The following is a 21548-nucleotide window of genomic DNA, read 5'->3' as shown; positions in this document are numbered from 1 at the left end:
CTCCGGCGCCCGCTCACCGGGTGTGGTGACGCTCACCTCGACCCGGACGGGGGACGCAGGATCGACCGTCCGGGTGAGCCGGCGTCCGTGCGGGTCCGCCGTCCGGGTGAGCGGGCATCCGCGCCGGCGGGTGGGGCGAGGTGCGCGACCCGGCGTCACCGGTCGCGCACCTCGCCGGCGCCGTCGGGCGCGGACTCCTCGATCCGGTGGCGTCCGCGGCGCTTGGCCTCGTACAGCGCGGCGTCGGCGAGGCCGAGCACCCGCTCGGCGTCCACACGCGGCCGGGGACCTGCCGCGCCGGTCACGGCGGCGGGCCGGCTCGTGGCGACACCCACCGACACCGTGACGGGGACGAGCACGCCCCCGAGCCGGTAGTCACCGGAGCAGCACTCCAGGACGCGGCGGGCGAGCGCGCGGGCGTCGCCGGGGCCGTGCAGTCCCTCGGCGACGACCACGAGCTCGTCGCCGCCGAGCCGAGCTGCGGAGTCCGAGGGTCGCAGCGCGTGCGTGAGCCGCGACGCCAGCTCCGCCAGCAGGTCGTCCCCCGCCGCGTGCCCGAGCGAGTCGTTGACCCGCTTGAAGTCGTCGACGTCCATGAGCAGGACCGCGAAGGGCGCCCCGGTCCGCTCGCTGCGGCTGGCGGCCGCCGTCAGCGACCGCAGGAACGCGCGACGGTTCGGCAGGCCGGTCAGCGGGTCCTGGAGCGCCTCGCGCTGCAGCCGCAGCTGCGCCTCGTGCTGCTCGGTGACGTCGCGGATGTTCAGGACGACTCCCCCGACCGCGGGGTCCTCGAGCCAGCTCGTGGCGGTGACCGCGATCCAGCCGACGACGCCGTCGGGGCCCAGCGTGCGCAGGCGGCCGGTCCGGCTCGCCCCGGCCGGTGCGTGCGAGGCGCTCTCCGCGAGGTCCGCGAGTGCCGTGGCGTCGTCCGGGTGCGCGACGCAGCGCAGCGGCGCGCCGACCAGGTCGTCCGGTTCCCGGTGCAGGACGACGCGCACCGCCGGGCTCGCGTACCGGACCCGGCCGTCGGCGACCACCACGATGGGGTCGCTGGAGTGCTCGACCAGGAGCCGGTAGCGCTCCTCGCTGGCGGCCAGCGCCCGTTCGGCGGCGCGTGCCTGGGTGACGTCGCGGCCGAGGAGCACCACGAGACCACCGACCGGGATGCGGGCGACCTCGGCGAGCCGAGCCACCGCACGAGGCTCGTCGGTCAGCACGGGCACCAGGCCGTCGTCGCCCGCCGCCAGCACCGTCTCGTCGCGGACCAGGACGCCACCGGCGAGCACGCGGGCGTTCGTCGCGATCATCCGCTCGGCGGAGGCGGGCGGGAGCAGCTCGCGCAGGGTCCGTCCCCGACTCGCGGCGCCGGCCAGCCGGGAGATCAGCCCCGAGTCCCCGACGACCCGGAAGTCGGCCACCGAGCCGTCCGGGTCGAGCACCGGCTGCAGCGCGACCACGGCCTGGTCCGCGGTCAGGCGCGCCGCCGTCAGCACCGCGTCCAGCACGTCGGCCGCATCCGGCGCTCCCCCAGCGCCCGGCCAGCTCGTCTCGTCAGCCACAGCCGTCCTCGTGGTCGTGGGCGTCGACCCCCTCGCCCGTGCCCACTATGGAGCACGGACGCGTCACCGCGACGGGTGTGCCGACACGCGTCCGGGTGGACCTGCGTGCGCGCGGCCCCGGCCGACGGCGGCTGCCGGGGTCCGTCCGTGGCGGGCCGCCCTGCGGATGCCGAGCGGCCGGGCGCGACCTAGCCTCGGACCGACCCGCCGCGCGCCCGCGACGTGCGTGATCGCACGAGTGAAGAGAGCCCTCCCCATGGACGACACGAGCACCATCCGCCCGCTGGCCCTGGTCACCGGAGCCTCGAGCGGGATCGGCCTGGAGCTGGCGCAGCTCTTCGCCCGGAACGGCTTCGACCTCGTGGTCTGCGCCGAGGACGCCGGCATCGCGGTCGCGGCCGAGGGCCTCGTCGCCGACGGCAACGCGGCCGTGCGCAGCGTGCGGGCCGACCTGTCGACCGCCGAGGGCGTCGAGGAGCTCGTGCGCGAGGTGACCGCCGCGGGTCGGCCGCTGGACGCGCTGGCGCTGAACGCGGGCGTCGCCAACGGTGGGCCCTTCATCGAGACCCCGCTCGAGGACGACCTGCGGGTCATCGGGCTCGACGTCGTCGCCGTGGTGCACCTGGCCAAGCGGCTGCTGCCGGCGATGGTGGCCCGCGGCGCGGGCCGGGTGCTGGTGACGTCGTCGGTGGCCAGCCTCATGCCGGGGCCGTACTACGCGACGTACGCCGCGTCGAAGGCCTTCGTGCAGTCCTTCGCCGAGGCCGTCCGCCACGAGCTCGAGGACACCGGCGTCACGATCACCACCCTGCTGCCCGGCCCGACCGACACCGACTTCTTCGAGGCCTCCCACATGGAGGACACGAAGGTCGCCCAGGGCCCCAAGGACGACCCGGCCAAGGTCGCCCGCGAGGGGTTCGAGGCGCTGATGGCCGGCAAGGACAAGGTCACCGTCAGGTCCGTCAAGGCACGCGCGCAGGGGGTGCTGTCCGCCGTCCTGCCCCACAAGGCCCAGCCGGGCGCGCACGGCTCCATGACCGAGCCGCAGGACCAGAGCTGATCTGCACGCGCACGGGCAGCCGCCGGCCACGCGGGGCGAGCACACGACCCCACCACCACCCGCACCCCACGGACCGCACCACCACACGAGGAGCACCACGATGACCGACCGCGACCAGGGCACAGCGCCGGACGACACCGCACCGGACAGCACCACGCCCGACGACACCTCCACCGCCGCGCAGGGCGTCGGCAGCCCCGAGAAGGACCCGTCCGACTGGGTCACCGGCGACGAGCCGCCGACCGGTCCGCAGACGAGCTACCTCAGCACGCTCGCGCGGGAGGCGGACGTCGAGGTCCCCGAGGACCTGACCAAGGCGCAGGCCTCGGAGATGATCGACGACCTGCAGTCCCGCACCGGCCGGGGGCAGTAGCACCCGGCGGAGTCCGCCGCACGACGACGGGGGCGGGGGCCTTCGCCCCCGCCCCCGTCGTGGTGCAGGCCGGATCCGGTCAGCGACCGCCGGGCGTCAGCGACGTGGCTGCGCCGGGTTGGTCGGCACGCCCTGCGACGGCGGGTTGATCGGCGGGCCCTGCGTCTGGGGCGACACGGGCGATCCGCCCTGGGCGGTGTCCGTCAGGCTCGGCGCGATCCCGCTCGGGTCGCCACCGGACGGCTCGGCACCGCCCTGCACCTCCTCGAGCCGGACCTGGAGCAGCTGGACGACCGGCAGCCGGTCGCCGTGGGCGCGCTCGTAGGCGAGCAGCGTCTGCAGGTCGCCCGCCGGCAGCGACCGGATGCGGTGCCCCAGGTCACCGACCGGCAGGTGGTCGTAGTCGGGGATGGGCAGGTCCTGGTGCTGCACGTCAGCGCTCTCGTCGGGCATCCGCGGGCCTCCTCGTCTGGTGTGCGGAACGGGACGGCTCGACCCTACGCGGGGCCCCCGGGGGTCGCCCGGCGGGCGCCGGTCAGGCGTAGAAGACGCGCTCGACGACGGCGCGCGCGCGGCGGGCGGTGCGCAGGTAGTCCTGCTCGAGCTCGCTGCCGCACCCGGCGTCGTACCCCAGCACCCGCGCGATGCCGTTGAGCGCCTGCCGGTCGTGCGGCAGGACGTCGGCCTGCGCCCCGCCGACGCGCCCGCTCCACAGCACCAGCGCGTCGCGCAGGCGCGACGCCATCGTCCAGGCGTCGGCGAGCGTGCGGGTGTCGTCGTGGGTGAGCAGCCCGGCACCGGCCGCGGCCGCGAGCGCCTCGAGGGTCGACGTCGTGCGCAGTGCGGGCACCGACCCCGCGTGCCGCAGCTGCATCAGCTGGACCGTCCACTCGACGTCGGACACCGCGCCGCGGCCCAGCTTGAGGTGGCGGGTCGGGTCCACCCCGCGCGGCAGCCGCTCCCCCTCGACCCGGGCCTTGATCCGCCGGATCTCCCGGACGACGGACGGCTCGAGCCCGTCCGCCGGGTACCGCAGCGGGTCCACCAGCGTCACGAACCGCGCACCGAGGTCCGTGTCCCCCGCGACGGGACGCGCGCGCAGCAGCGCCTGGCTCTCCCACGGCGACGACCACCGCCCGTAGTACTCGGCGTAGGCGTCCAGGCTGCGCACCAGCGGACCGTTGCGCCCCTCGGGGCGCAGGTCGGCGTCCACCGCGAGCGGCGGCTCGGGACCGACGTCGCCGAGCAGCTGGCGCAGCCGGGTCGCCACCGTCAGCGCGAACGCCTGGGCGGCCGGCGGGTCGGCGCCCGGCATCGGGTCGTGCACGAACAGCACGTCGGCGTCCGAGGAGTAGCTCATCTCCCGGCCGCCGAGGCGGCCCATCGCCACCACCAGCATCCGGGTCGGGCTCTGCGCCAGCGCGTGCTCGGCGCGCGCCTCGTGCTCGGCGATGCGCAGCGCACCGCACAGCAGCACGTCCGCGGCGGCGGTGAGGTTCTGGGCCGCCGTCGAGCTCGTGACGACGCCGAGCAGGTCGGCCGCCGCGCTGCGGGCGAGCTCGCGCCGGCGCAGGGCCCGCAGCGCGGTCGCCGCGGGGACCGGCTGCTGCGCGCGGGTCAGCACGGCGTCGGCCTCGGCGGAGAGCCGGTCGACGTCCCGCGGGACGAGGTCGGCGTCGTCGCCGAGCCATGTCACGGACTCCGGCGAGCGCGCGAGCGCGTCGGCGACGTACCGCGACGTGGACAGCACCCGCGCCAACCGCTGCGCCGCCGTCCCGGAGTCCCGCAGCAGCTTGAGGTACCAGTGCGTGCCGCCCAGCTCGTCGGACAGGCGCCGGAACGCGAGCAGGCCCGCGTCGGCGTCGGCGCCGTCGGCGAACCAGCCGAGCATGACCGGCAGCAGCTGGCGCTGGATGGCCGCCCGCCGGGTCACCCCCTCGGTCAGCGCGCTGATGTGCCGCAGCGCGCCGGCCGGGTCGCGGTACCCGATCGCGCGCAGGCGTGCGCGTGCGGCGTCCGGGGCCAGGGACACGTCCTCCGCCGACAGCTGCGCCACCGCGGGCAGCAGCGGGCGGTAGAACAGCTCCTCGTGCAGCCCGCGGACCTCCCGACGCACCGCGCGCCAGCGGTCGAGCAGCCCCTGGGCGCCCTCGGCGCGCATGCCGACCGCGCGGGCCAGCCGGCGCAGGTCGCCCTCGGCGGTGGGCATGAGATGGGTGCGCTGCATCCGCACGAGCTGGATCCGGTGCTCGAGCGCGCGCAGCAGCCGGTAGCAGACCGCGAGCTGCGCCGCGTGCTCGCGCCCCACGTACCCGCCCTCGGCCAGCGCGGCGAGGGCGGTGAGGGTGTTGCGGCTGCGGATGGACTCGTCCGCACGGCCGTGCACGAGCTGGAGCAGCTGCACGGTGAACTCCACGTCCCGCAGCCCGCCGACGCCGAGCTTGAGCTGGCGGTCGGCCTCGGTGGCCGGCACGTGGTCCTCGACCCGGCGACGCATGGCCTGGGAGTCCTCGACGAAGTTCTCCCGGCTCACCGCGGACCACACCAGCGGGCTGACCGCGGCCACGTACGCCTCACCGAGCGCGCGGTCGCCGGCGACCGGGCGCGCCTTGAGCAGCGCCTGGAACTCCCAGGTCTTGGCCCACCGCTCGTAGTAGGCGCGGTGGCTGGCCAGGGTCCGCACCAGCGGGCCGTTCTTGCCCTCCGGCCGCAAGGCGGCGTCCACCGGCCACAGCGCCGGCTCGGTGGACGGGTGCGAGCACGCTCTGGCCAGCGCCGAGGCCAGCTTCGCCCCGACCGACAGCGCGTAGGCCTCGTCGTACCCGTCAACCGGCTCCGCGACGTAGACGACGTCGACGTCGCTGACGTAGTTGAGCTCGCGCGCCCCGCACTTGCCCATGGCCAGCACGGCGAGCCGGACGCCGGCCCCGTGGTCCGGCAGGGCGCCGCGCGCCAGGGCCAGGGACGCCTCGAGCGCGGCACCGGCGAGGTCCGCGAGCGCCGCCGCGACCCCGGGCAGCCGGCTGAGCGGGTCCGGCGCGACGAGGTCCGTGGCGGCGATCCGCAGCAGGCGGCGGCGGTAGGCGCGGCGCATCGCATCGACCCCGCCGGTCCCGGTCAGGGTCGCGGCGGGCGTTCCGGCGTCCGGGTCCGCGCCCACCGCGGCCAGCAGCTCGCCCCGCACCGCGACCACCGGGACTCCGGTGCCCGGGGTGGGGTCGGCGAGCACCGCGATCTCCTCGGGGTGGGCGACGACGTAGTCGCCCAGGGCCACCGAGGCGCCGAGCACGGCGAGCAACCGGTCCCGCGCCGGACCGGGCTCGAGCATCGCGCGCAGCTGCGAGGACAGGTCCGGGTCGCCGTCGACAGCCCCGGCCAACCGGGCCAGCGCGAGCAGCGCCCCGTCGGGGTCGGCCACCGCGCCGAGCGCGACGAGCAGGTCGTCGGGCACGGCTCCCGGGCCCCAGCCGGCGTCGTCCGGCCCGGCGGCGCTCGCCACGGGGCGGCCCGCGACGGCGACCAGGGCGTCCTCACCGAGCATGCGCTCGGCCCGCGCCGCGTCGGAGAACCCCAGCCGCATCAGCCGCCCGCCGAGGGACATGCTGCGTGCTCCCGAGACCGTCACGCCCTCACGCTCCCTCCGCTCGACCGGTGACCGGCCGTCCACCCGCCCCCGGCTGCGGCCGGCACCGCGCCCGTCCCGCAGCAGCCATGGTCACCGCGCCCCCGTCCCAGCACCCGCGCTCACAGCAGCGGCAGGAACCGCCGCAGCTCGAACGGCGTGACCTGCCCGCGGTACTCGTCCCACTCGCGCCGCTTGTTGCGCAGCACGAAGTCGAACACGTGCTCGCCGAGCGTCTCGGCGACGAGCTCGGACTTCTCCATGACCTCGATGGCCTGGTTCAGGGACTGCGGCAGCGGCGCGATCCCCAGCGCACGCCGCTCGGCGTCGGTCAGCTCCCAGACGTCGTCCTCGGCGCCCTCGGGCAGCTCGTAGCCCTGCTCGACGCCCTTCAGGCCGGCCGCCAGCAGCACCGCGAACGCCAGGTACGGGTTCGCGGCGGCGTCCAGCGCGCGGTACTCGACCCGGCTGGAGTTGCCCTTGCCGGGCTTGTACATCGGCACCCGGACCAGCGCCGAGCGGTTGTTGTGGCCCCAGCAGACGAAGCTCGGCGCCTCGGCACCGCCCCACAGCCGCTTGTAGGAGTTCACGAACTGGTTGGTCACCGCGGTGATCTCCGGCGCGTGCCGCAGCAGTCCCGCGATGAAGCTGCGGGCCGTCGTCGACAGCTCGAACTGCGCACCCGGCTCGTGGAACGCGTTGCGGTCCCCCTCGAACAGCGACAGGTGCGTGTGCATGCCGGAGCCGGGGTTGTCGGCCATCGGCTTGGGCATGAAGGAGGCGTACACGCCCTGCTCGAGGGCGACCTCCTTGACCACGGTGCGGAACGTCATGATGTTGTCCGCGGTGGTCAGCGCGTCGGCGTACCGCAGGTCGATCTCGTTCTGGCCCGGGCCGGCCTCGTGGTGGGAGAACTCCACCGAGATGCCCATGGACTCCAGCATCGTGATCGCCGCGCGCCGGAAGTCGTGCGCGGTGCCCCGCGCCACGTGGTCGAAGTACCCGGCCTGGTCGACCGGGACGAGCGGCAGCGCCGGGTCGGCCGGGGCGTCGAACAGGTAGAACTCGACCTCGGGGTGCGTGTAGAAGGTGAACCCCTGGTCGCTCGCCCGCGACAGCGCCCGCTTGAGCACGTTGCGGGAGTCCGCCAGGGACGGCTGCCCGTCGGGCGTGAGGATGTCGCAGAACATGCGCGCGGTGCCGTGCCGCTCCCCGCGCCACGGCAGCACCTGGAACGTCGTCGGGTCCGGCTTGGCGATCATGTCCGCCTCGTAGACCCGGGTCAGGCCCTCGATCGAGCTGCCGTCGAAGCCGATGCCCTCACCGAACGCGGCCTCGAGCTCGGCCGGCGCGATCGCGACCGACTTGAGGAAGCCCAGCACGTCGGTGAACCAGAGACGGATGAAGCGGATGTCCCGCTCCTCGACCGTGCGGAGAACGAACTCCTGCTGCCTGTCCATGACCCCATCCTGCCGGATGCCTGCCCCGGCCCGGTGAGGCGTCCGGCGCCGGGCGCGCCGGGCGGGGCGGGCACCGGTCGCAATAGGGTCGGCGCATGGCAGACCTCCGCATCGCGCTGGCCCAGATCGACACGTGCGTCGGTGACCTCGAGGGCAACAGCGCAGCGGTGCTGGCGTGGGCCCGGCGGGCCGCGGACGCCGGCGCCGACCTCGTCGCCTTCCCCGAGATGTGCCTGACCGGCTACCCGATCGAGGACCTCGCCCTGCGCGCCTCGTTCCGCCGCGGCGCCGAGCGCGCGCTGGCGGCGACCGCGGCGCAGCTGGCCGCCGAGGGCATGGGCGGCCTGACCGTGGTCGTCGGCACGGTCGGCGAGCGCACGCTCCGCGAGCACGACGGCGCCCCCGCGCGTCCGACGAACCAGGCCGTCGTGCTGCGCGAGGGCCGCGTGCAGTCCCGGTACGACAAGCACCACCTGCCCAACTACGGCGTCTTCGACGAGTTCCGGATCTTCGCCCCCGGCACCCAGGAGTGCGTGGTCGACGTCGCCGGCCGGCGGGTCGGGATCGTCATCTGCGAGGACATCTGGCAGGACGGCGGCCCGGTCGCGCAGATGGACGGGGCCGAGGTCGAGCTGCTGCTGGTCGTCAACGGGTCACCGTTCGAGGAGGGCAAGGGCCACGTGCGCGGGGACCTGGCCGCCCGGCGGGCACGCGAGGTCCGTGCACCGGTCGCCTACGTCAACATGGTCGGCGGTCAGGACGACCTGGTCTTCGACGGGGGGTCGTTCGTGCTCGACGCGGACGGCCAGCTGGTCGCACGGTCCCCGCAGTTCGTCGAGGACCTGCTGCTGTGGGACCTGCCCTCGGCGGGCGCCGCCACCGACGCGCCGTCGGGTCCGGGCCGCGAGCCGCTCCCCCGGCGGATCGCGCCGGCCCTCGACCCCGACGAGGAGATCTACCGGGCCCTGGAGACGGGACTGGCGGGGTACGTCCGCAAGAACGGCTTCCGGTCGGTGGTGTTCGGGCTGTCCGGCGGGATCGACTCCGCGCTGGTCGCCGCGATCGCCGCGGACGCGCTCGGCGGCGACCGGGTGGTCGGCGTCTCGATGCCGTCGCAGTACTCCTCGGACCACTCCCGCGACGACGCCGCCGAACTCGCGCGGCGGATCGGCGCCGACTACCGGGTCCAGCCCATCGCCCCGATGGTCGAGGCCTTCCAGGCCGAGATGGCCCTCGAGGGCCTGGCCGCCGAGAACCTCCAGGCCCGGGTGCGCGGGGTCGTCGTGATGGCGTTGTCCAACTCCGAGGGGCACCTGGTGCTCGCCACCGGCAACAAGACCGAGCTCGCAGTCGGCTACTCGACCATCTACGGGGACGCGGTGGGCGGCTACGCACCACTGAAGGACGTCGACAAGTCGCGGGTGTGGGCGCTGGCGCGGTGGCGCAACAACCACGCGGTCGACGCCGGGCAGCTGCCGCCCATCCCGGAGAGCTCGATCACCAAGCCGCCGTCCGCGGAGCTGCGCCCGGGCCAGGTCGACCAGGACTCGCTGCCGCCGTACGCGCTGCTCGACGAGGTCCTGGACGCCTACGTCGAGCATGCCGAGGGCCGCGGCGAGCTGCTCGCGCGCGGCTTCGACGCCGACGTGGTCGACGCCGTCCTGGCGCTCGTGGACCGTGCTGAGTGGAAGCGCCGGCAGTACCCGTTGGGCCCCAAGGTCACCGCCCTCGCCTTCGGCCGCGACCGGCGCCTGCCGATCACCAGCCGCTGGCGTGAACCCGTCCCCGCCGACGACAGGACCTCGTCATGACCGTCCCCCCCAGCACCTCACCCGGTGCGCAGCCCACCCCGGCCAAGCCGCGGCGCGTGCGCGTGCACCACCTGCGCGAGGCGAAGCAGCGCGGCGAGCGGCTGACCATGCTCACCGCGTACGACTACCCGACCGCGCGCATCTTCGACGAGGCCGGCATCGACCTGCTCCTCGTCGGGGACTCCATCGGCAACACCATGCACGGGCAGAGCACGACCATCCCGGTCACCGTGGACGAGCTCGTCACCGCCGTCCGGGCGGTCAGCGCGGCCGCCCACCGGGCGCTGGTGGTCGCCGACCTGCCGTTCGGCTCCTACGAGGCCTCCGCGGAGCAGGCCTTCGCGACCGCCGTGCGGATGCTCAAGGAGGGTGGCGCGCACGCGGTGAAGTTCGAGGGCGGCGCCCGCGTGGCCGCCCAGGTGCGGATGCTCACCGACGCCGGGATCCCCGTCGTCGGGCACCTCGGGTTCACCCCGCAGTCGGAGAACCTGCTGGGGGGCAAGCGGGTGCAGGGCCGCGGGGACGAGGCCGCCGAGCGGCTGAGCGCCGACGCCGTCGCGCTGCAGGACGCGGGCGCGGTCGCCGTCGTGCTGGAGATGGTGCCGGCGCCGCTCGCCGCGCGGGTCACCGAGGTGCTGCGCATCCCCACGATCGGCATCGGTGCCGGCGCGGAGTGCGACGGGCAGGTCCTGGTGTGGCTGGACATGGCCGGGATGGGCGACTGGTCGCCCCGGTTCGCCAAGCAGTTCGGCGAGGTGGGCCGGGCGCTGGGCGACGCCGCCCGCGCCTACGCGGCCGAGGTCCGGTCGGGGGCGTTCCCGGACGCCGGCCACTCGTTCCTCGAGTAGCGCGCACGGCTCCGGCCCCCGGCCGCCGGCAGCGCCCACGCCGGGTGCGCCGCGCGGGTCAGCGCCGGTCCTCCTCGTCCCACGCCTCGGTGCGGGCGGCCGCGAGGTCGAGCGCCGCCTGGGCCGCTGCGCGGGTCGGGTAGGGACCCATGAGGTTGCGCCACGAGCTGCGTCGGCCCTCCTCGACCTCGTGCGTGGCGGTGTTGTACCAGTACTCGGTCTCACCCTCGGTCATCGTCGTCCCCTCGCCGCCTGGCGTCCGTCCGACCGGTCGGTCCGTCCCCTCGTAGACTGCCAGCCATGTCGTCCCCGAGCACCACGAGGAGCACCACGAGGAGCACCACGAGCCGGCCGGTCACGCCGGGCAGGGTGTCCCCCCGCCGGCCGGTGCCGGCGTCGATCGAGCGTCCCGAGTACGTCGGGCGACCCGCGCCGACGCCGTTCACCGGCAGCGACGTCAAGAGCCCCGAGGTGGTCGAGCGGATCCGGGTCGCGGCGCGGATCGCGGCGCAGGCGCTGGCCGAGGTGGGCCGGGCCGTCCGGCCGGGGGTGACCACCGACGAGCTGGACCGGGTCGGCCACGAGTTCCTGCTCGACCACGGCGCCTACCCCTCCACGCTCGGGTACCGCGGCTTCCCCAAGTCGCTGTGCACGTCGGTGAACGAGGTGATCTGCCACGGCATCCCCGACTCCACCGTGCTTCTCGACGGCGACATCGTCAACGTCGACGTCACCGCCTACATCGGGGGTGTGCACGGGGACAACAACGCGACCTTCGGCGTGGGCGAGCTGGCCGAGGAGACGGCGCTGCTGGTCTCGCGCACCGAGGAGTCGCTCGCGCGCGCCATCAAGGCGGTCGTCCCCGGCCGTGAGGTCAACGTCATCGGGCGGGTCATCGAGAAGTACGCCCGCCGGTTCGGCTACGGCGTCGTCCGGGACTACACCGGGCACGGCGTCGGGGAGAGCTTCCACAGCGGACTGGTGATCCCGCACTACGACGCCGCGCCGATGTACGACACGGTGATCGAGCCCGGCATGGTGTTCACCATCGAGCCGATGCTCACCCTGGGCACCCACGAGTGGACCCAGTGGGACGACGGCTGGACCGTCCTGACCGCGGACCGCAGTCTCACCGCCCAGTTCGAGCACACCCTTCTCGTCACCGACACCGGAGCGGAGATCCTGACCCTGCCATGAGCAAAGACAAGGACGACACCACACCCACGGCCTTCGGGATCGACATCGGCGGGAGCGGCATCAAGGGCGCCCCGGTCGACCTGCGCACCGGCGAGTTCGCCGCGGACCGCGTGCGCATCCCGACCCCGGACGAGTCGACCCCGGACAACGTCGCGCGCGTCGTCGCCGAGGTGGTGCGCTCGTTCGACCTGCCCGACGACGTCCCGGTGGGGGTCACGTTCCCGGCGGTCGTCCAGCACGGCGTCGCGCGCAGCGCCGCCAACGTGGACAGCTCGTGGATCGGCACGAACATCGAGCACGTCGTCGGGCAGGCGCTCGGCCGGCCGGTCGTGGCCGTGAACGACGCCGACGCCGCCGGGTACGCCGAGGCGGTCCACGGCGCCGCCCGCGGGTCGCGCGGGGTCACCCTGCTCACCACCCTGGGGACCGGCATCGGCACGGCCATGGTGGTCGAGGGCGTGCTGGTGCCCAACCTGGAGCTGGGGCACCTGGAGATCGACGGGCACGACGCCGAGACGCAGGCCGCGGAGTCGGCCCGCGAGCGCGACGACCTGTCCTGGGAGGAGTGGGCCCAGCGCCTGCAGCGCTACTACGCCGTGGTCGAGGACCTGCTCTGGCCCGACCTGATCGTCGTCGGCGGCGGGGTGAGCAAGCACCACGAGAAGTTCCTGCCGCTGCTGCACCTGCGGGCCCCGATCGTGCCCGCCCAGCTGCGCAACGCCGCGGGCATCGTGGGCGCTGCCGCGCTCGCGGCGCGGGCGGCCGGGGTCACCGTCCCGGGCGAGAACGCCCCGTAGCGGGTGCGGCGGGCCGTGCCGGCGCCCGGTGGACAGGCGCCGGCACGACGTCGACGAGCGGGTCGAGGTGCGGACCTCGATCGGTGCGGTCGAACGGTGCGGTCGTCGGTGCGGTCAGTCGGACGTCTGCACGAGGTGGCCGGTCGCGCCGGCGAGCTCGGTGACCATGAGGCCGAGCCGGCGCTCGGCGTCCGTCTCGTCGTCCGCCTCGAAGGTGACCAGCACGGTCGCGGTCTGTCCCTGGACGTCACCGACGGGGCCGCGGGTGAAGTCGCCGGGCAGGGCGTCCACCTCGGCCTCGAAGGCCTCGAGGGCGCGTCCGCCGATGGGTGCGTTGAGTCGGGCGTGGTAGGTCGTCATGGCGTTCATCGTGTCGCGAGCCGGCGTCGTCCGCGACACGACGGGGGCGGCGCCGGCGATGCGCACGGCCCCACGGGGTGCGCCGGCCGGCGGCGGCTCGCTACCGTCGCCGCATGCCTCTCGTGATCAGCCAGCTCGCCGTCGACGCCCTCGACCCGCTCGCGCAGGCCACGTGGTGGCAGGGGGTGGTGGGCGGCACGCTCGACGCCGCCGACGACGACGAGGTCGCGGTCCAGCTCGGGTCGGGCCTGCCCGAGCTGCTCTTCCTGCGGGTTCCGGAGGCGAAGTCGGTCAAGAACCGGCTGCACCTGGACGTGCGACCACCGGACGGGTCGGACCAGGCGCACGAGCTCGCGCGACTGCTCGCGCACGGCGCCCGCCGGGTCGACATCGGCCAGGGCGACGTCCCGTGGGTCGTGCTGGCCGACCCCGAGGGCAACGAGTTCTGCCTGCTGCGCAGCACCCCGGCCCAGCTCGCCGCCGCGCAGGCGGCGGCCGGCTGAACCCGGCGCCACCCGGCGTCCGCGGCGGGCGCCCCGCGGCGGCCGCGCCCGGTCGCCTCGACGCGACACGGGGTCCCCCCTCCCCAAGGATGGTCGAGGGACGCCGCCACCCCGGGCGCGCGACCGAGGGGAGACATCGATGAGTGCGACCATCATCATCCTGGGCGCCACCGGCGACCTCACCGCCCGCTACCTGCTGCCGGCGATCGGCCAGCTGGTCGAGCGCGACCTGCTCGACCAGGACGTGCGCCTGGTGGGTGTTGCCGACGACGACCATGACGACGCGTCGTTCCGCGCGCACGTCGAGGCGAGCCTGACCGACCACGCCCCCAAGGTCGCCGCCGAGGCGCGCGCCGCCGTCGTCGGCCGGTCCAGCTACGTCCGGGGCGACGTGACGGACCCCGCGACCCTCACCGCTGCGCTCGCCGAGCACGGCGGCAGCCCGGACCCGGTCGTGCTGTACCTCGCCCTGCCGCACGTGCTGTTCCTGCGGGTGATCTCCGCGCTGGGGCAGGTGGACCGTCCGGAGTCGCTGCGCGTGGTCGTCGAGAAGCCCTTCGGGCGGGACCTCGCCGGCGCGCGCGAGCTCAACGCCGCGCTCGCCGAGGTGCTCGACGAGGACCAGGTGTTCCGGGTCGACCACTTCCTGGCCAAGCAGACGGTGCTCAACATCATCGGGTTGCGGTTCGCCAACCGGGTCCTGGAGCCGCTGTGGAGCCGTGACCAGGTCGAGAGCATCGACATCGTCTTCGACGAGACGGTCGACGCCCAGGCGCGGGCGGCGTACTTCGACCGCTCGGGTGCGCTGCGCGACATGGTGCAGAACCACCTGCTGCAGATGCTGACCCTCATCGCGATGGAGCCGCCGCGCAGCCTGGACCCGCAGGACCTGTCCGCCCGCAAGGTCGAGGTGCTGCGGGCCGTGCGGACCCTGACCCGCGACGACGTCGACCAGCACACGGTGCGTGCCCGCTACACGGCCGGAACGGTCAGCAGGAACGGCGACACCCGGCAGGTCGGCGCCTACGTCGATGCGCCCGGGGTCGACCCCGCACGCGGGATCGAGACCTACACCGAGGTGACCCTGCACCTGGACACCCCGCGCTGGCAGGGCGTGCCGTTCCGGCTGCGCACCGGCAAGGCGCTCGGCCTGGACCGGCGCGAGGTCGTCGTGCACTTCCGGCCGCTCGAGGACTCCGTCTTCCCCGGCGCGGACGCGAACGAGCTGCGCCTGGAGCTCGACCCGGACCAGATGTGGCTGAGCGTCAACATCAACGGCATGGGCGACCCGTTCGACCTGGAGACCGTCGCGATGGGCATCGAGCTGCCGCGGCAGGCGCCGACCCCGTACGGGCAGCTCATCCTCGCGATCCTGGACGGCGACACCCGGCTGTCGGCGCGCGCCCACGAGGCCGAGGAGGCCTGGCGGATCGTCGAGCCGATCCTCGCCGGCTGGGCCGACGGCGCGTCGCCGTTGGTGGAGTACGCCGCCGGGAGCGACGGCCCGCCGAGCGCCGTCAGGGCACCCACCGAGGTCAGCGAGGCGCTGCCCGCGGCGGAGCAGAGCTAGGGCCGGTGGCCGCGCGGGGGCGCCGGTGCGCTCGCGGTGCGGGACCGGCCGCGCCGTCCGACACTGATCGCCGGGGCAGGCCGACCGGCCGCCCCGGCGGCAGCAGCGAAGGAGCGAGCACATGGGCATGGACGACATGACGGAGAAGGCCAGCGACGCCGGGATCCAGAAGGCCGGTGACGCGGCCGAGACCAAGACCGGCGGCAAGGGCGGCGCGCAGATCGACAAGGCGGAGAAGTCCGCCGACGACAAGATCGGCAGGTAGCCCGACCACCCGCCGCGCCCCGTCCACCACCGTGGGCGGGGCGCCGCGGTGTCAACGGGGCGCCCGGGACGGACGCCGGCACGTCGTCGGTGCTAGGCCTCGGCCGGCCCGAGCTCGCGCACCGTGGTGGCGGGAACACCTGCGACCACGGTGTGCGCCGCTACGTCCTTCGTGACGACCGCCCCGGCCGCCACGACAGCGCCGGCACCGATGGTCACGCCGGGCAGGATGCGCGCGGCGGCACCGATCCACGCCCCGTCCCCGATGACCACCGGGAGCGGCGCGGCTGCGCCGGCGCGGCGCTCGGGGCCGCCGATGTCGTGGGAGCTGGTGATGATGGTGGCCTGGAACCCGATGTAGACCCGTGCGCCGATCCTGATGGGCGCGGACCCGTCGAGCATGACGCCGCGGTTGACGTAGGCCCCGCGGCCGATCGTCACGGTGCGGGATCCGATCCAGACGCCGGCGGCGACGGTGCACGGCTCGACGGTGAGCCCGTAGGCGCGCAGCAGCCGCCACCGGTGCTTGTTGGGGACCAGCGCGGACGCGGCCACGCCGTTCACCAGGAGGTCCCGTGCTGCCGTGCTCATGCGGTGACAGCGGTGATCGCGAAGGTGACGACCGCGAGGGAGCCGGTCAGGGTCGTCACGAGCACCCTGCCGGCACTGTCACCGGCCGCGGACCCACGACCGAGCGCCGCCGAGACGAGACACACGACCAGGAGCAGGACTGCGACGGTGTAGGCGATCGCGGGCATGCCGGTCACCTTGCCACGTCGGACCAGGGCTCCCGGACGTCTGGGCGGGTTTTCACCCCGACGTGCCGGGCTCGTTCGTCCGATGGGTGCCGGGCGCATCGCGCCATGCGCGGCGCTGCGGCTCACCGCGGGCGACCAGGTCGTGCTGATGGAGGTCGGTGCACGGCGATCGAGCACGGAGCGCGGCCGCCGCAGCCCCCGACGGATCTTGCACCAGCGAGGTCTCTGCACGTCAGGGCGTCAGGGCGGGGAGGAGTGCGGATGAGCTGGCCTGTACGCCGGGTTCTGTCCCCGCGCGCGGTTGCCCCCGCGCGGGTGGCGACCATCCATCTACGACGTACGTTGCCGCACGCCTCCAGCGGTCTACCCGGGAGCTCGGGCGGGCCGCCCTCGAACGCTCCCTGTCTGACCTTGCTCCGGGTGGGGTTTACCGAGCCGCACCGGTCACCCGGCACGCTGGTGGTCTCTTACACCACCGTTTCACCCTTACCGGTGCGCAGGCCCCGGAGGGCCCTCGCACCGGCGGTCTGCTTTCTGTGGCACTGTCCCGCGGGTCACCCCGGGTGGGAGTTACCCACCACCCTGCCCTGTGGAGCCCGGACGTTCCTCGGTCCCCTCCGCTCGCGCCTCGGGGAACGCGGCCGCCCGGCCAGCTCATCCGCGAGCCCACCTTAGCGCCGTCCCGCCCGGGTCACCGCGCACCGCCGCGCGCACAGCGGCGGCACCGGCGCGGCAGGGCGTCAGACGTCGACGCGGTAGTCCAAGGACAGCTCGTCGCCGACCACCCCCCGGATCGCCCACCGGGACGCGGGCACCTCGATCAGCACCGCCTCGAGGTCGTCCGCCGCGAGGCCGAGCGCGGGGGCGACGTCGTCGTTCAGGGCGGTCATCAGCCGGCGGACGGCGGCGTCGCTGCGGCCGGTGAAGGCGACGAGCTCCACGACCAGGTACGCCGGCGACCGGCCCGGTGCGACGAGGTCGTCGTCGTCCAGCAGCAGGAACCGGTGGAAGCGCTTGGCGGCCGGCAGGTCCCATGCCGTCACCAGCGCCGCCTGGAGCGCGTCCGACACCTCGCGCTGGCGTCCCGCCCAGACGTCACGCCGCCCGTAGATCTTGACCTGCGTCACATCGGCCCCCGTCCGCCCGCGGGCCGCGTGCCCCGGGCGCGTCGCAGCCTAGAGTTCTGCGGGTGCTCGTGCTGCTGCCGCCCTCGGAGGGCAAGACCGCACCCGCGGACGGCGCACCGTTGGACGCCCCGACGTTGAGCCACCCCCGGCTGACCGAGCACCGCCTCGCGGTCCTGGACGCGCTCGCCAAGGTCAGCGCGCACCCCGACGCCGCCCGGGTGCTCGGCACGGGCCCCGGTCTGGCCCCCGAGGTGGAGCGCAACACGCGTCTGCGCCGGGAGCCCGCGGCGCCGGCGGCCGAGGTCTACACCGGTGTGCTGTTCGCCGCCGCGGGCCTCGGCACGCTGCCCGACGACGCCCGCGCCCGGGCGGCGCGGTCGGTCCGGGTGGTCTCCGCGCTGTGGGGGCTGGTGTCCCCCGACGACCGCATCCCGGCCTACCGGCTGTCCATGAGGGTCGACCTGCCCGGGGTCGGCCCGCTCGCCCGCTCGTGGCGCCCGCTGCTGTCGGCGGAGCTCGACGCCGGGACCGACGGCGGACTGCCGGGCGGTGGCCCCAGGCGCGTCGGCCGGCTGGTCGTGGACTGCCGGTCCACGGCCTACGCCGCCGCGTGGCGCCCCCCGGCCGGCTCCGCCTGGGTGACCGTCCGCGTGCTGCGGGAGGTCGACGGGCGGCGGACGGTGGTCTCCCACCACGCCAAGCACACCCGCGGTGTGCTCACGCGCCACCTGCTCGGCGCCGGTCCCGAACCGTCGTCGCCGTCGGATCTGCTCGAGGTCGCCCGCGGCCTGGTCGGCGGCCCGCTCCTCGACGCCGAGCTGCGCGCGCCGGCGCGCGGCGGGGCGCACGTCCTCACGCTCACGGTCGCCTGAGCGGTCCGCGGGGGGCGTCCCGGGGCCCCCGGTGCCGTCCGTGCGGGCTCAGGCGCCCGACGGCGCCCCGACGACGGTGACCTCGTTCTTGCCGTCCGACCACATCCGGATGATGCTCACCGACGCGGGCGCGACCCGGATGCGCGCCCACGCGGAGGAGTTGGCGCCGATGGCGACGCCGACCGCCGAGCGCACCGACACCGAGTGGGTGACCACCACGACCGTGCGCCCGACGCCGCCCGCGCGCAGCAGCTCCAGGGCGGTCCGCATCCGCCCGCCGACGTCCTCGATGGACTCCCCACCCGGCGCGCGCACACTGGCGTCCTCGTGCCACCGCTCCAGCTCACCCGGCCAGCGCTCGTCGATCTGCGCCGCGGTGAGCCCCTCCCACTCCCCGAAGTCGCACTCGGCCACCAGCGGCTCGGTGCGCACGGGCAGGCCGAGCCGCTCGGCGATGGCGGCCGCCGTCTCCTGGGTGCGGGTCATCGGCGAGGCGAGCACCTCGCTGGTCGGCGGCACGTCGCCCCACTCGTCCTCCGTCACCGACTCCACCAGCGCAGCGGCACGGGTGGCCTGCTGCCGCCCCCGCTCGGTGAGCGACGGCCCGACCACCGACGAGCCGGAGTACGCCCGGGTGACCGTCATGGGCGTCTCGCCGTGCCGGACCAGGATCACCGTGAGCGGCTCGGCGGCGGCCGGCCGGTCCGGCGTGCCGGTGGCGGCGCTGCCCGCGACCGCGCCCTGCGCCTGGTCCTGCGCCCGGTGCTGCGGCTGGTCGGGCGTGAGGTCCGAGCCGGACCCGTCGTCCGCGGCGGTCCGCCCGGCGCCCGGACCACGCACGACGGGCACCCGGTGGTCCATGGCCTCGTTGGCCAGGGCGTCCGCGGCAGAGTTCTCGGCGCGCGGCACCCACGTGTAGCGGACCTGCCCCGCGGGGGCGACGGCCCGCGCCTCGGCGGCGAGGCGGCGCATGTCCTCGTGCTTGATCTGCCAGCGGCCCGACATCTGCTCGACGACCAGCCGGGAGTCCATCCGCACCTCGACCCGCGCCTGCGGGTCGATCTCCATCGCCACCCGCAGCCCGGCGACGAGCCCGGAGTACTCGGCCACGTTGTTCGACGCCACGCCGAGGTGGTCGGCACGCTCGGCCAGCACCTCGCCGGTCACCGCGTCGCGGACCAGGGCGCCGTAGCCGGCGGGTCCCGGGTTGCCGCGCGAGCCGCCGTCGGCCTCGACGACCAGCTGCCGGCGCGCCACCGTCAGGCCTTCGCCGGCTCGGGCAGGCGGACGAGGATCCGCCCGCACTCCTCGCACCGGGCCACCTGCTCAGGCGCGGCCCGACGGATCGCCTCGACGTCCATGGGGTTGAGCTCCAGACGGCACCCCTCGCACCGGCGTCCGCGCAGCGCCGCCGCGCCGAGCCCGCCGAGCTGCCCGCGCAGCCGGTCGTAGAGCGCGACGAGGCCGGCGTCCAGTCCCTGCGCGAGCTCGGCCCGCTGCCCGGCGACCTGCTCGGCCTCGGCGTCGATGGTCGCGAACGCCGCGTCGCGCTCGGTCACCGCCTCGGCGTGCTGGCCGCGGATGACGTCGGCGGCCGCGTCGAGCTCGGCCAGCGCCGCCTCGTGCGCCTCGAGCCGCTCCATGATCTCCAGCTCGACCTCCTCCAGCTCGCCCTGGCGCCGGCCGAGCGCCGTCAGCTCGCTGGCCAGCGCCTGCATGTCCTTGGCGCTGCCCCGGCCGGAGTCCATCCGGGCGCGGTCGCGGTCTGCCCGGGAGCGCACCTGCTCCACGTCCGCCTCCGCCTTGGCCAGCTCCCGGCGCAGGTCCCGCACCGCGGTGCGGGACGCCACCAGGGACGTCTCGACGTCGGCGAGCCGGCCGTCGAGCTCGGTCAGCCGGGCCAGCGACGGGTGCGTGCGGCGCTGGTGGGCCAGCTGCGAGGTGCGGGTGTCCAGGGCCTGGACGTCGAGCAACCGGCGCTGGTCCTCGGCAGGGGCGGTGGTCACGGGCGGGGTCCTTCCGACGGCGAGGCGAGGCGCGCGGTCCACGGATCCGTCCGCAGCGTGCTCACGCGCGTGTCCACCGTAGTGCCGCCCGCGGAGGTCGCCGCCAGGTCGGCTCGCAGGTCCGCGGCGGCGCGGGGCAGCCACGGCCACTCGCTGGCGAAGTGGGCGACGTCCACCAGGAACGGGCGGCGCACGCCGTCGCCGGTGGCGGCGAACTCGGCGCGCTCGCGCAGCTCGGAGGCCGGGTGGTGGCGCAGGTCCGCCGTCAGGTAGGCGTCCGCGCCGCTGGCCCGGACCGCGTCGAACAGGGAGTCGCCCGACCCTCCCACGACGGCGACCCGCTCGACCGGCGCGTCGAGGTCCCCGGCCAGGCGCACCCCCTGCTCGGTGGCCGGCAGCGCCGCCGCCACCTGCTCGCCGAACGCCCGCAGGGTCAGCGGGCGCGGCAGGCGCCCCACCCGTCCGGTGCCGGTCGCGCGGTCGGCCACGGCCAGCTCGACGACGTCGAACGCCGGCTCCTCGTACGGGTGCACCGCGCGCATCGCCGCCACGACGCGCTCGCGCAGCCGGCGCGGCGCGACGGTCTCGACCCGGGTCTCGGCGACGCGCTCGACGACGCCCGGGGTCCCGACCGCCGGGCGCGCTGCGGGCCCCGGCAGGAAGGTGCCCGTCCCGGACGCGAGCCACGCCGCACGGGAGTAGTCCCCGATCCGCCCGGCGCCGGCGTCGGCCATCGCGTCGAGCACCGCCTCGGCGTGCGCGTCGGGGACGAAGACGACGTGCTTGTCGAGCGGGTCACCCGGCAGCGCCACCAGCGGCTCGAGGTCGACCAGCCCGACGACGTCGGCCAGCGCGTGGGCCACTCCCCCGTCCGCGGCGTCCGCGTTGGTGTGGGCCACGTGCAGCGCGACGCCGGCGCGGGCCAGCCGGTGGACCAGTGCCCCCTTGACGCTCGTCGCCGCGACGGAGTGCACCGGCCGCAGCAGCAGCGGGTGATGCGTGACGAGCAGGTCCGCCCCCCACTCGACCGCCTCGTCGACGACGGCGGCGGTGGGGTCGACGGCGAACAGCACGCGGCGCACCGGCTGACCCGGGTCCCCGGTCACCAGGCCGACGGCGTCCCAGGCCTCGGCCGTGCGTGGCGGGTACCGCCGCTCGAGGCAGGCCACCACGTCGGCCAGGGTCGGTGGTCGGTCGTGGTCGGAGGTGGGGCCGTCCTGTGTCACGGCGTGAACGCTACCGGCGCGGTCCGACGGCCGGGACCGACCGACCGGCCCGGCCGGCGGCCACCTGGCGGCAGGGCATCATTCTCCGGTCGCTGCGGTCGATGAGGCAGGTGCCCGCGCGCCTCGACGACGAAG

Annotated in this window: 22 protein-coding genes and 1 other RNA gene; 10 read left to right on the top strand and 13 right to left on the bottom strand. The window is 75.4% G+C overall.

All coding sequences use genetic code 11. The features are described from left to right. Positions 1–155 precede the first annotated feature (155 nt). Positions 156–1559 (bottom strand): sensor domain-containing diguanylate cyclase, encoded by a 1404-nt coding sequence (locus Q0840_RS04510; RefSeq protein ID WP_298456868.1) that lies wholly within the window; start codon positions 1557–1559, stop codon positions 156–158. A 256-nt stretch (positions 1560–1815) separates the two neighbouring features. Here Q0840_RS04510 and Q0840_RS04505 point away from each other — a divergent pair, with 256 nt between their 5' ends. Continuing rightward, positions 1816–2619, top strand: a complete 804-nt coding sequence (locus Q0840_RS04505) for an SDR family oxidoreductase (protein ID WP_298456866.1) — start codon at positions 1816–1818, stop codon at positions 2617–2619. A 100-nt stretch (positions 2620–2719) separates the two neighbouring features. Beyond that, positions 2720–2992 (top strand): DUF3072 domain-containing protein, encoded by a 273-nt coding sequence (locus Q0840_RS04500; protein ID WP_298456864.1) that lies wholly within the window; start codon positions 2720–2722, stop codon positions 2990–2992. Positions 2993–3088: 96 nt separating this feature from the next. Here the strand turns inward: Q0840_RS04500 and Q0840_RS04495 are convergent, their stop codons facing one another. From Q0840_RS04495 to glnA, 3 genes are all read right to left on the bottom strand, one after another. After that, the gene (locus Q0840_RS04495) at positions 3089–3445 is read right to left on the bottom strand and encodes a hypothetical protein (protein WP_298456862.1); all 357 of its coding nucleotides are present in this window, start codon (positions 3443–3445) and stop codon (positions 3089–3091) included. Between the two features lie 82 nt (positions 3446–3527). Then, positions 3528–6593: a bifunctional [glutamine synthetase] adenylyltransferase/[glutamine synthetase]-adenylyl-L-tyrosine phosphorylase gene (locus tag Q0840_RS04490; protein WP_298457222.1), complete on the bottom strand. Its 3066-nt coding sequence runs from the start codon at positions 6591–6593 to the stop codon at positions 3528–3530. Positions 6594–6736: 143 nt separating this feature from the next. Continuing rightward, the gene (gene glnA / locus Q0840_RS04485; protein WP_298456861.1) at positions 6737–8074 is read right to left on the bottom strand and encodes a type I glutamate--ammonia ligase; all 1338 of its coding nucleotides are present in this window, start codon (positions 8072–8074) and stop codon (positions 6737–6739) included. Positions 8075–8169: 95 nt separating this feature from the next. Here glnA and Q0840_RS04480 point away from each other — a divergent pair, with 95 nt between their 5' ends. Further along, positions 8170–9885 (top strand): NAD+ synthase, encoded by a 1716-nt coding sequence (locus tag Q0840_RS04480; protein WP_298456859.1) that lies wholly within the window; start codon positions 8170–8172, stop codon positions 9883–9885. Continuing rightward, entirely contained in the window at positions 9882–10733 is an 852-nt protein-coding gene (panB, locus tag Q0840_RS04475; RefSeq protein ID WP_298456857.1) for a 3-methyl-2-oxobutanoate hydroxymethyltransferase, read from the top strand. The genes Q0840_RS04480 and panB overlap by 4 nt, the downstream gene beginning before the upstream one ends. A 58-nt stretch (positions 10734–10791) precedes the next feature. Here panB and Q0840_RS04470 read toward each other — a convergent pair whose 3' ends face one another. Continuing rightward, entirely contained in the window at positions 10792–10968 is a 177-nt protein-coding gene (locus tag Q0840_RS04470; protein WP_298456855.1) for an SPOR domain-containing protein, read from the bottom strand. A 65-nt stretch (positions 10969–11033) separates the two neighbouring features. On the opposite strand from Q0840_RS04470, the gene map reads away from it, so the two are divergent. Beyond that, complete coding sequence (gene map, locus Q0840_RS04465) at positions 11034–11930, top strand: type I methionyl aminopeptidase (protein WP_298456853.1); 897 nt, start codon at positions 11034–11036, stop codon at positions 11928–11930. Next, complete coding sequence (gene ppgK / locus Q0840_RS04460; RefSeq protein ID WP_298456851.1) at positions 11927–12727, top strand: polyphosphate--glucose phosphotransferase; 801 nt, start codon at positions 11927–11929, stop codon at positions 12725–12727. Before map ends, ppgK begins: the two co-directional genes overlap by 4 nt. Positions 12728–12841: 114 nt before the next feature. On the opposite strand, the gene Q0840_RS04455 is transcribed toward ppgK, so the two are convergent. After that, positions 12842–13087, bottom strand: a complete 246-nt coding sequence (locus Q0840_RS04455; RefSeq protein ID WP_298456849.1) for a hypothetical protein — start codon at positions 13085–13087, stop codon at positions 12842–12844. A gap of 113 nt (positions 13088–13200) precedes the next feature. Between Q0840_RS04455 and Q0840_RS04450 the strand changes: the two genes are divergently transcribed. From Q0840_RS04450 to Q0840_RS04440, 3 genes are all read left to right on the top strand, one after another. Next, positions 13201–13590 carry a VOC family protein gene (locus tag Q0840_RS04450; RefSeq protein ID WP_298456848.1) on the top strand — a complete coding sequence of 130 codons (390 nt, stop codon included), beginning with the start codon at positions 13201–13203 and terminating at the stop codon, positions 13588–13590. A 139-nt stretch (positions 13591–13729) separates the two neighbouring features. Further along, positions 13730–15160 (top strand): glucose-6-phosphate dehydrogenase, encoded by a 1431-nt coding sequence (locus tag Q0840_RS04445; RefSeq protein ID WP_298456847.1) that lies wholly within the window; start codon positions 13730–13732, stop codon positions 15158–15160. Between the two features lie 121 nt (positions 15161–15281). Further along, positions 15282–15425: an Rv0909 family putative TA system antitoxin gene (locus Q0840_RS04440; RefSeq protein WP_298456846.1), complete on the top strand. Its 144-nt coding sequence runs from the start codon at positions 15282–15284 to the stop codon at positions 15423–15425. 92 nt (positions 15426–15517) lie between these two features. Here Q0840_RS04440 and Q0840_RS04435 read toward each other — a convergent pair whose 3' ends face one another. The 4 genes from Q0840_RS04435 to Q0840_RS04420 all read right to left on the bottom strand — a co-directional run bounded on the left by Q0840_RS04435 (position 15518) and on the right by Q0840_RS04420 (position 17309). Further along, positions 15518–16015 carry a DapH/DapD/GlmU-related protein gene (locus Q0840_RS04435; RefSeq protein WP_298456845.1) on the bottom strand — a complete coding sequence of 166 codons (498 nt, stop codon included), beginning with the start codon at positions 16013–16015 and terminating at the stop codon, positions 15518–15520. Next, on the bottom strand, positions 16012–16182 hold the full coding sequence (locus Q0840_RS04430; protein WP_298456844.1) for a hypothetical protein: 171 nt from the start codon (positions 16180–16182) through the stop codon (positions 16012–16014). The genes Q0840_RS04435 and Q0840_RS04430 overlap by 4 nt, the downstream gene beginning before the upstream one ends. 258 nt (positions 16183–16440) lie before the next feature. Next, positions 16441–16839, bottom strand: an RNA gene (rnpB, locus tag Q0840_RS04425) — RNase P RNA component class A. An 83-nt stretch (positions 16840–16922) separates the two neighbouring features. Continuing rightward, entirely contained in the window at positions 16923–17309 is a 387-nt protein-coding gene (locus Q0840_RS04420) for a tautomerase family protein (RefSeq protein WP_298456843.1), read from the bottom strand. Positions 17310–17371: 62 nt separating this feature from the next. On the opposite strand from Q0840_RS04420, the gene Q0840_RS04415 reads away from it, so the two are divergent. Beyond that, positions 17372–18181, top strand: a complete 810-nt coding sequence (locus Q0840_RS04415; protein ID WP_298456842.1) for a YaaA family protein — start codon at positions 17372–17374, stop codon at positions 18179–18181. Positions 18182–18229: 48 nt separating this feature from the next. Here the strand turns inward: Q0840_RS04415 and Q0840_RS04410 are convergent, their stop codons facing one another. Genes Q0840_RS04410 through Q0840_RS04400 form a run of 3 tightly spaced genes read right to left on the bottom strand, consistent with a single transcriptional unit; the run spans position 18230 to position 21413 of the window. Continuing rightward, the gene (locus tag Q0840_RS04410; protein ID WP_298456841.1) at positions 18230–19438 is read right to left on the bottom strand and encodes a bifunctional RNase H/acid phosphatase; all 1209 of its coding nucleotides are present in this window, start codon (positions 19436–19438) and stop codon (positions 18230–18232) included. Between the two features lie 2 nt (positions 19439–19440). After that, positions 19441–20187, bottom strand: coding sequence for a zinc ribbon domain-containing protein (locus tag Q0840_RS04405; protein ID WP_298456840.1), 747 nt, complete (start codon positions 20185–20187; stop codon positions 19441–19443). After that, positions 20184–21413, bottom strand: coding sequence for a Nif3-like dinuclear metal center hexameric protein (locus Q0840_RS04400; RefSeq protein WP_298456839.1), 1230 nt, complete (start codon positions 21411–21413; stop codon positions 20184–20186). Before Q0840_RS04400 ends, Q0840_RS04405 begins: the two co-directional genes overlap by 4 nt. Positions 21414–21548 lie beyond the last annotated feature (135 nt).

The sequence above is a fragment of the uncultured Cellulomonas sp. genome, assembly GCF_947494015.1.
Lineage (GTDB): Bacteria > Actinomycetota > Actinomycetes > Actinomycetales > Cellulomonadaceae > Pengzhenrongella.
Note: the sequence above shows the minus strand (reverse complement) of the source record. Positions and strands in the feature narration are given on the sequence as shown.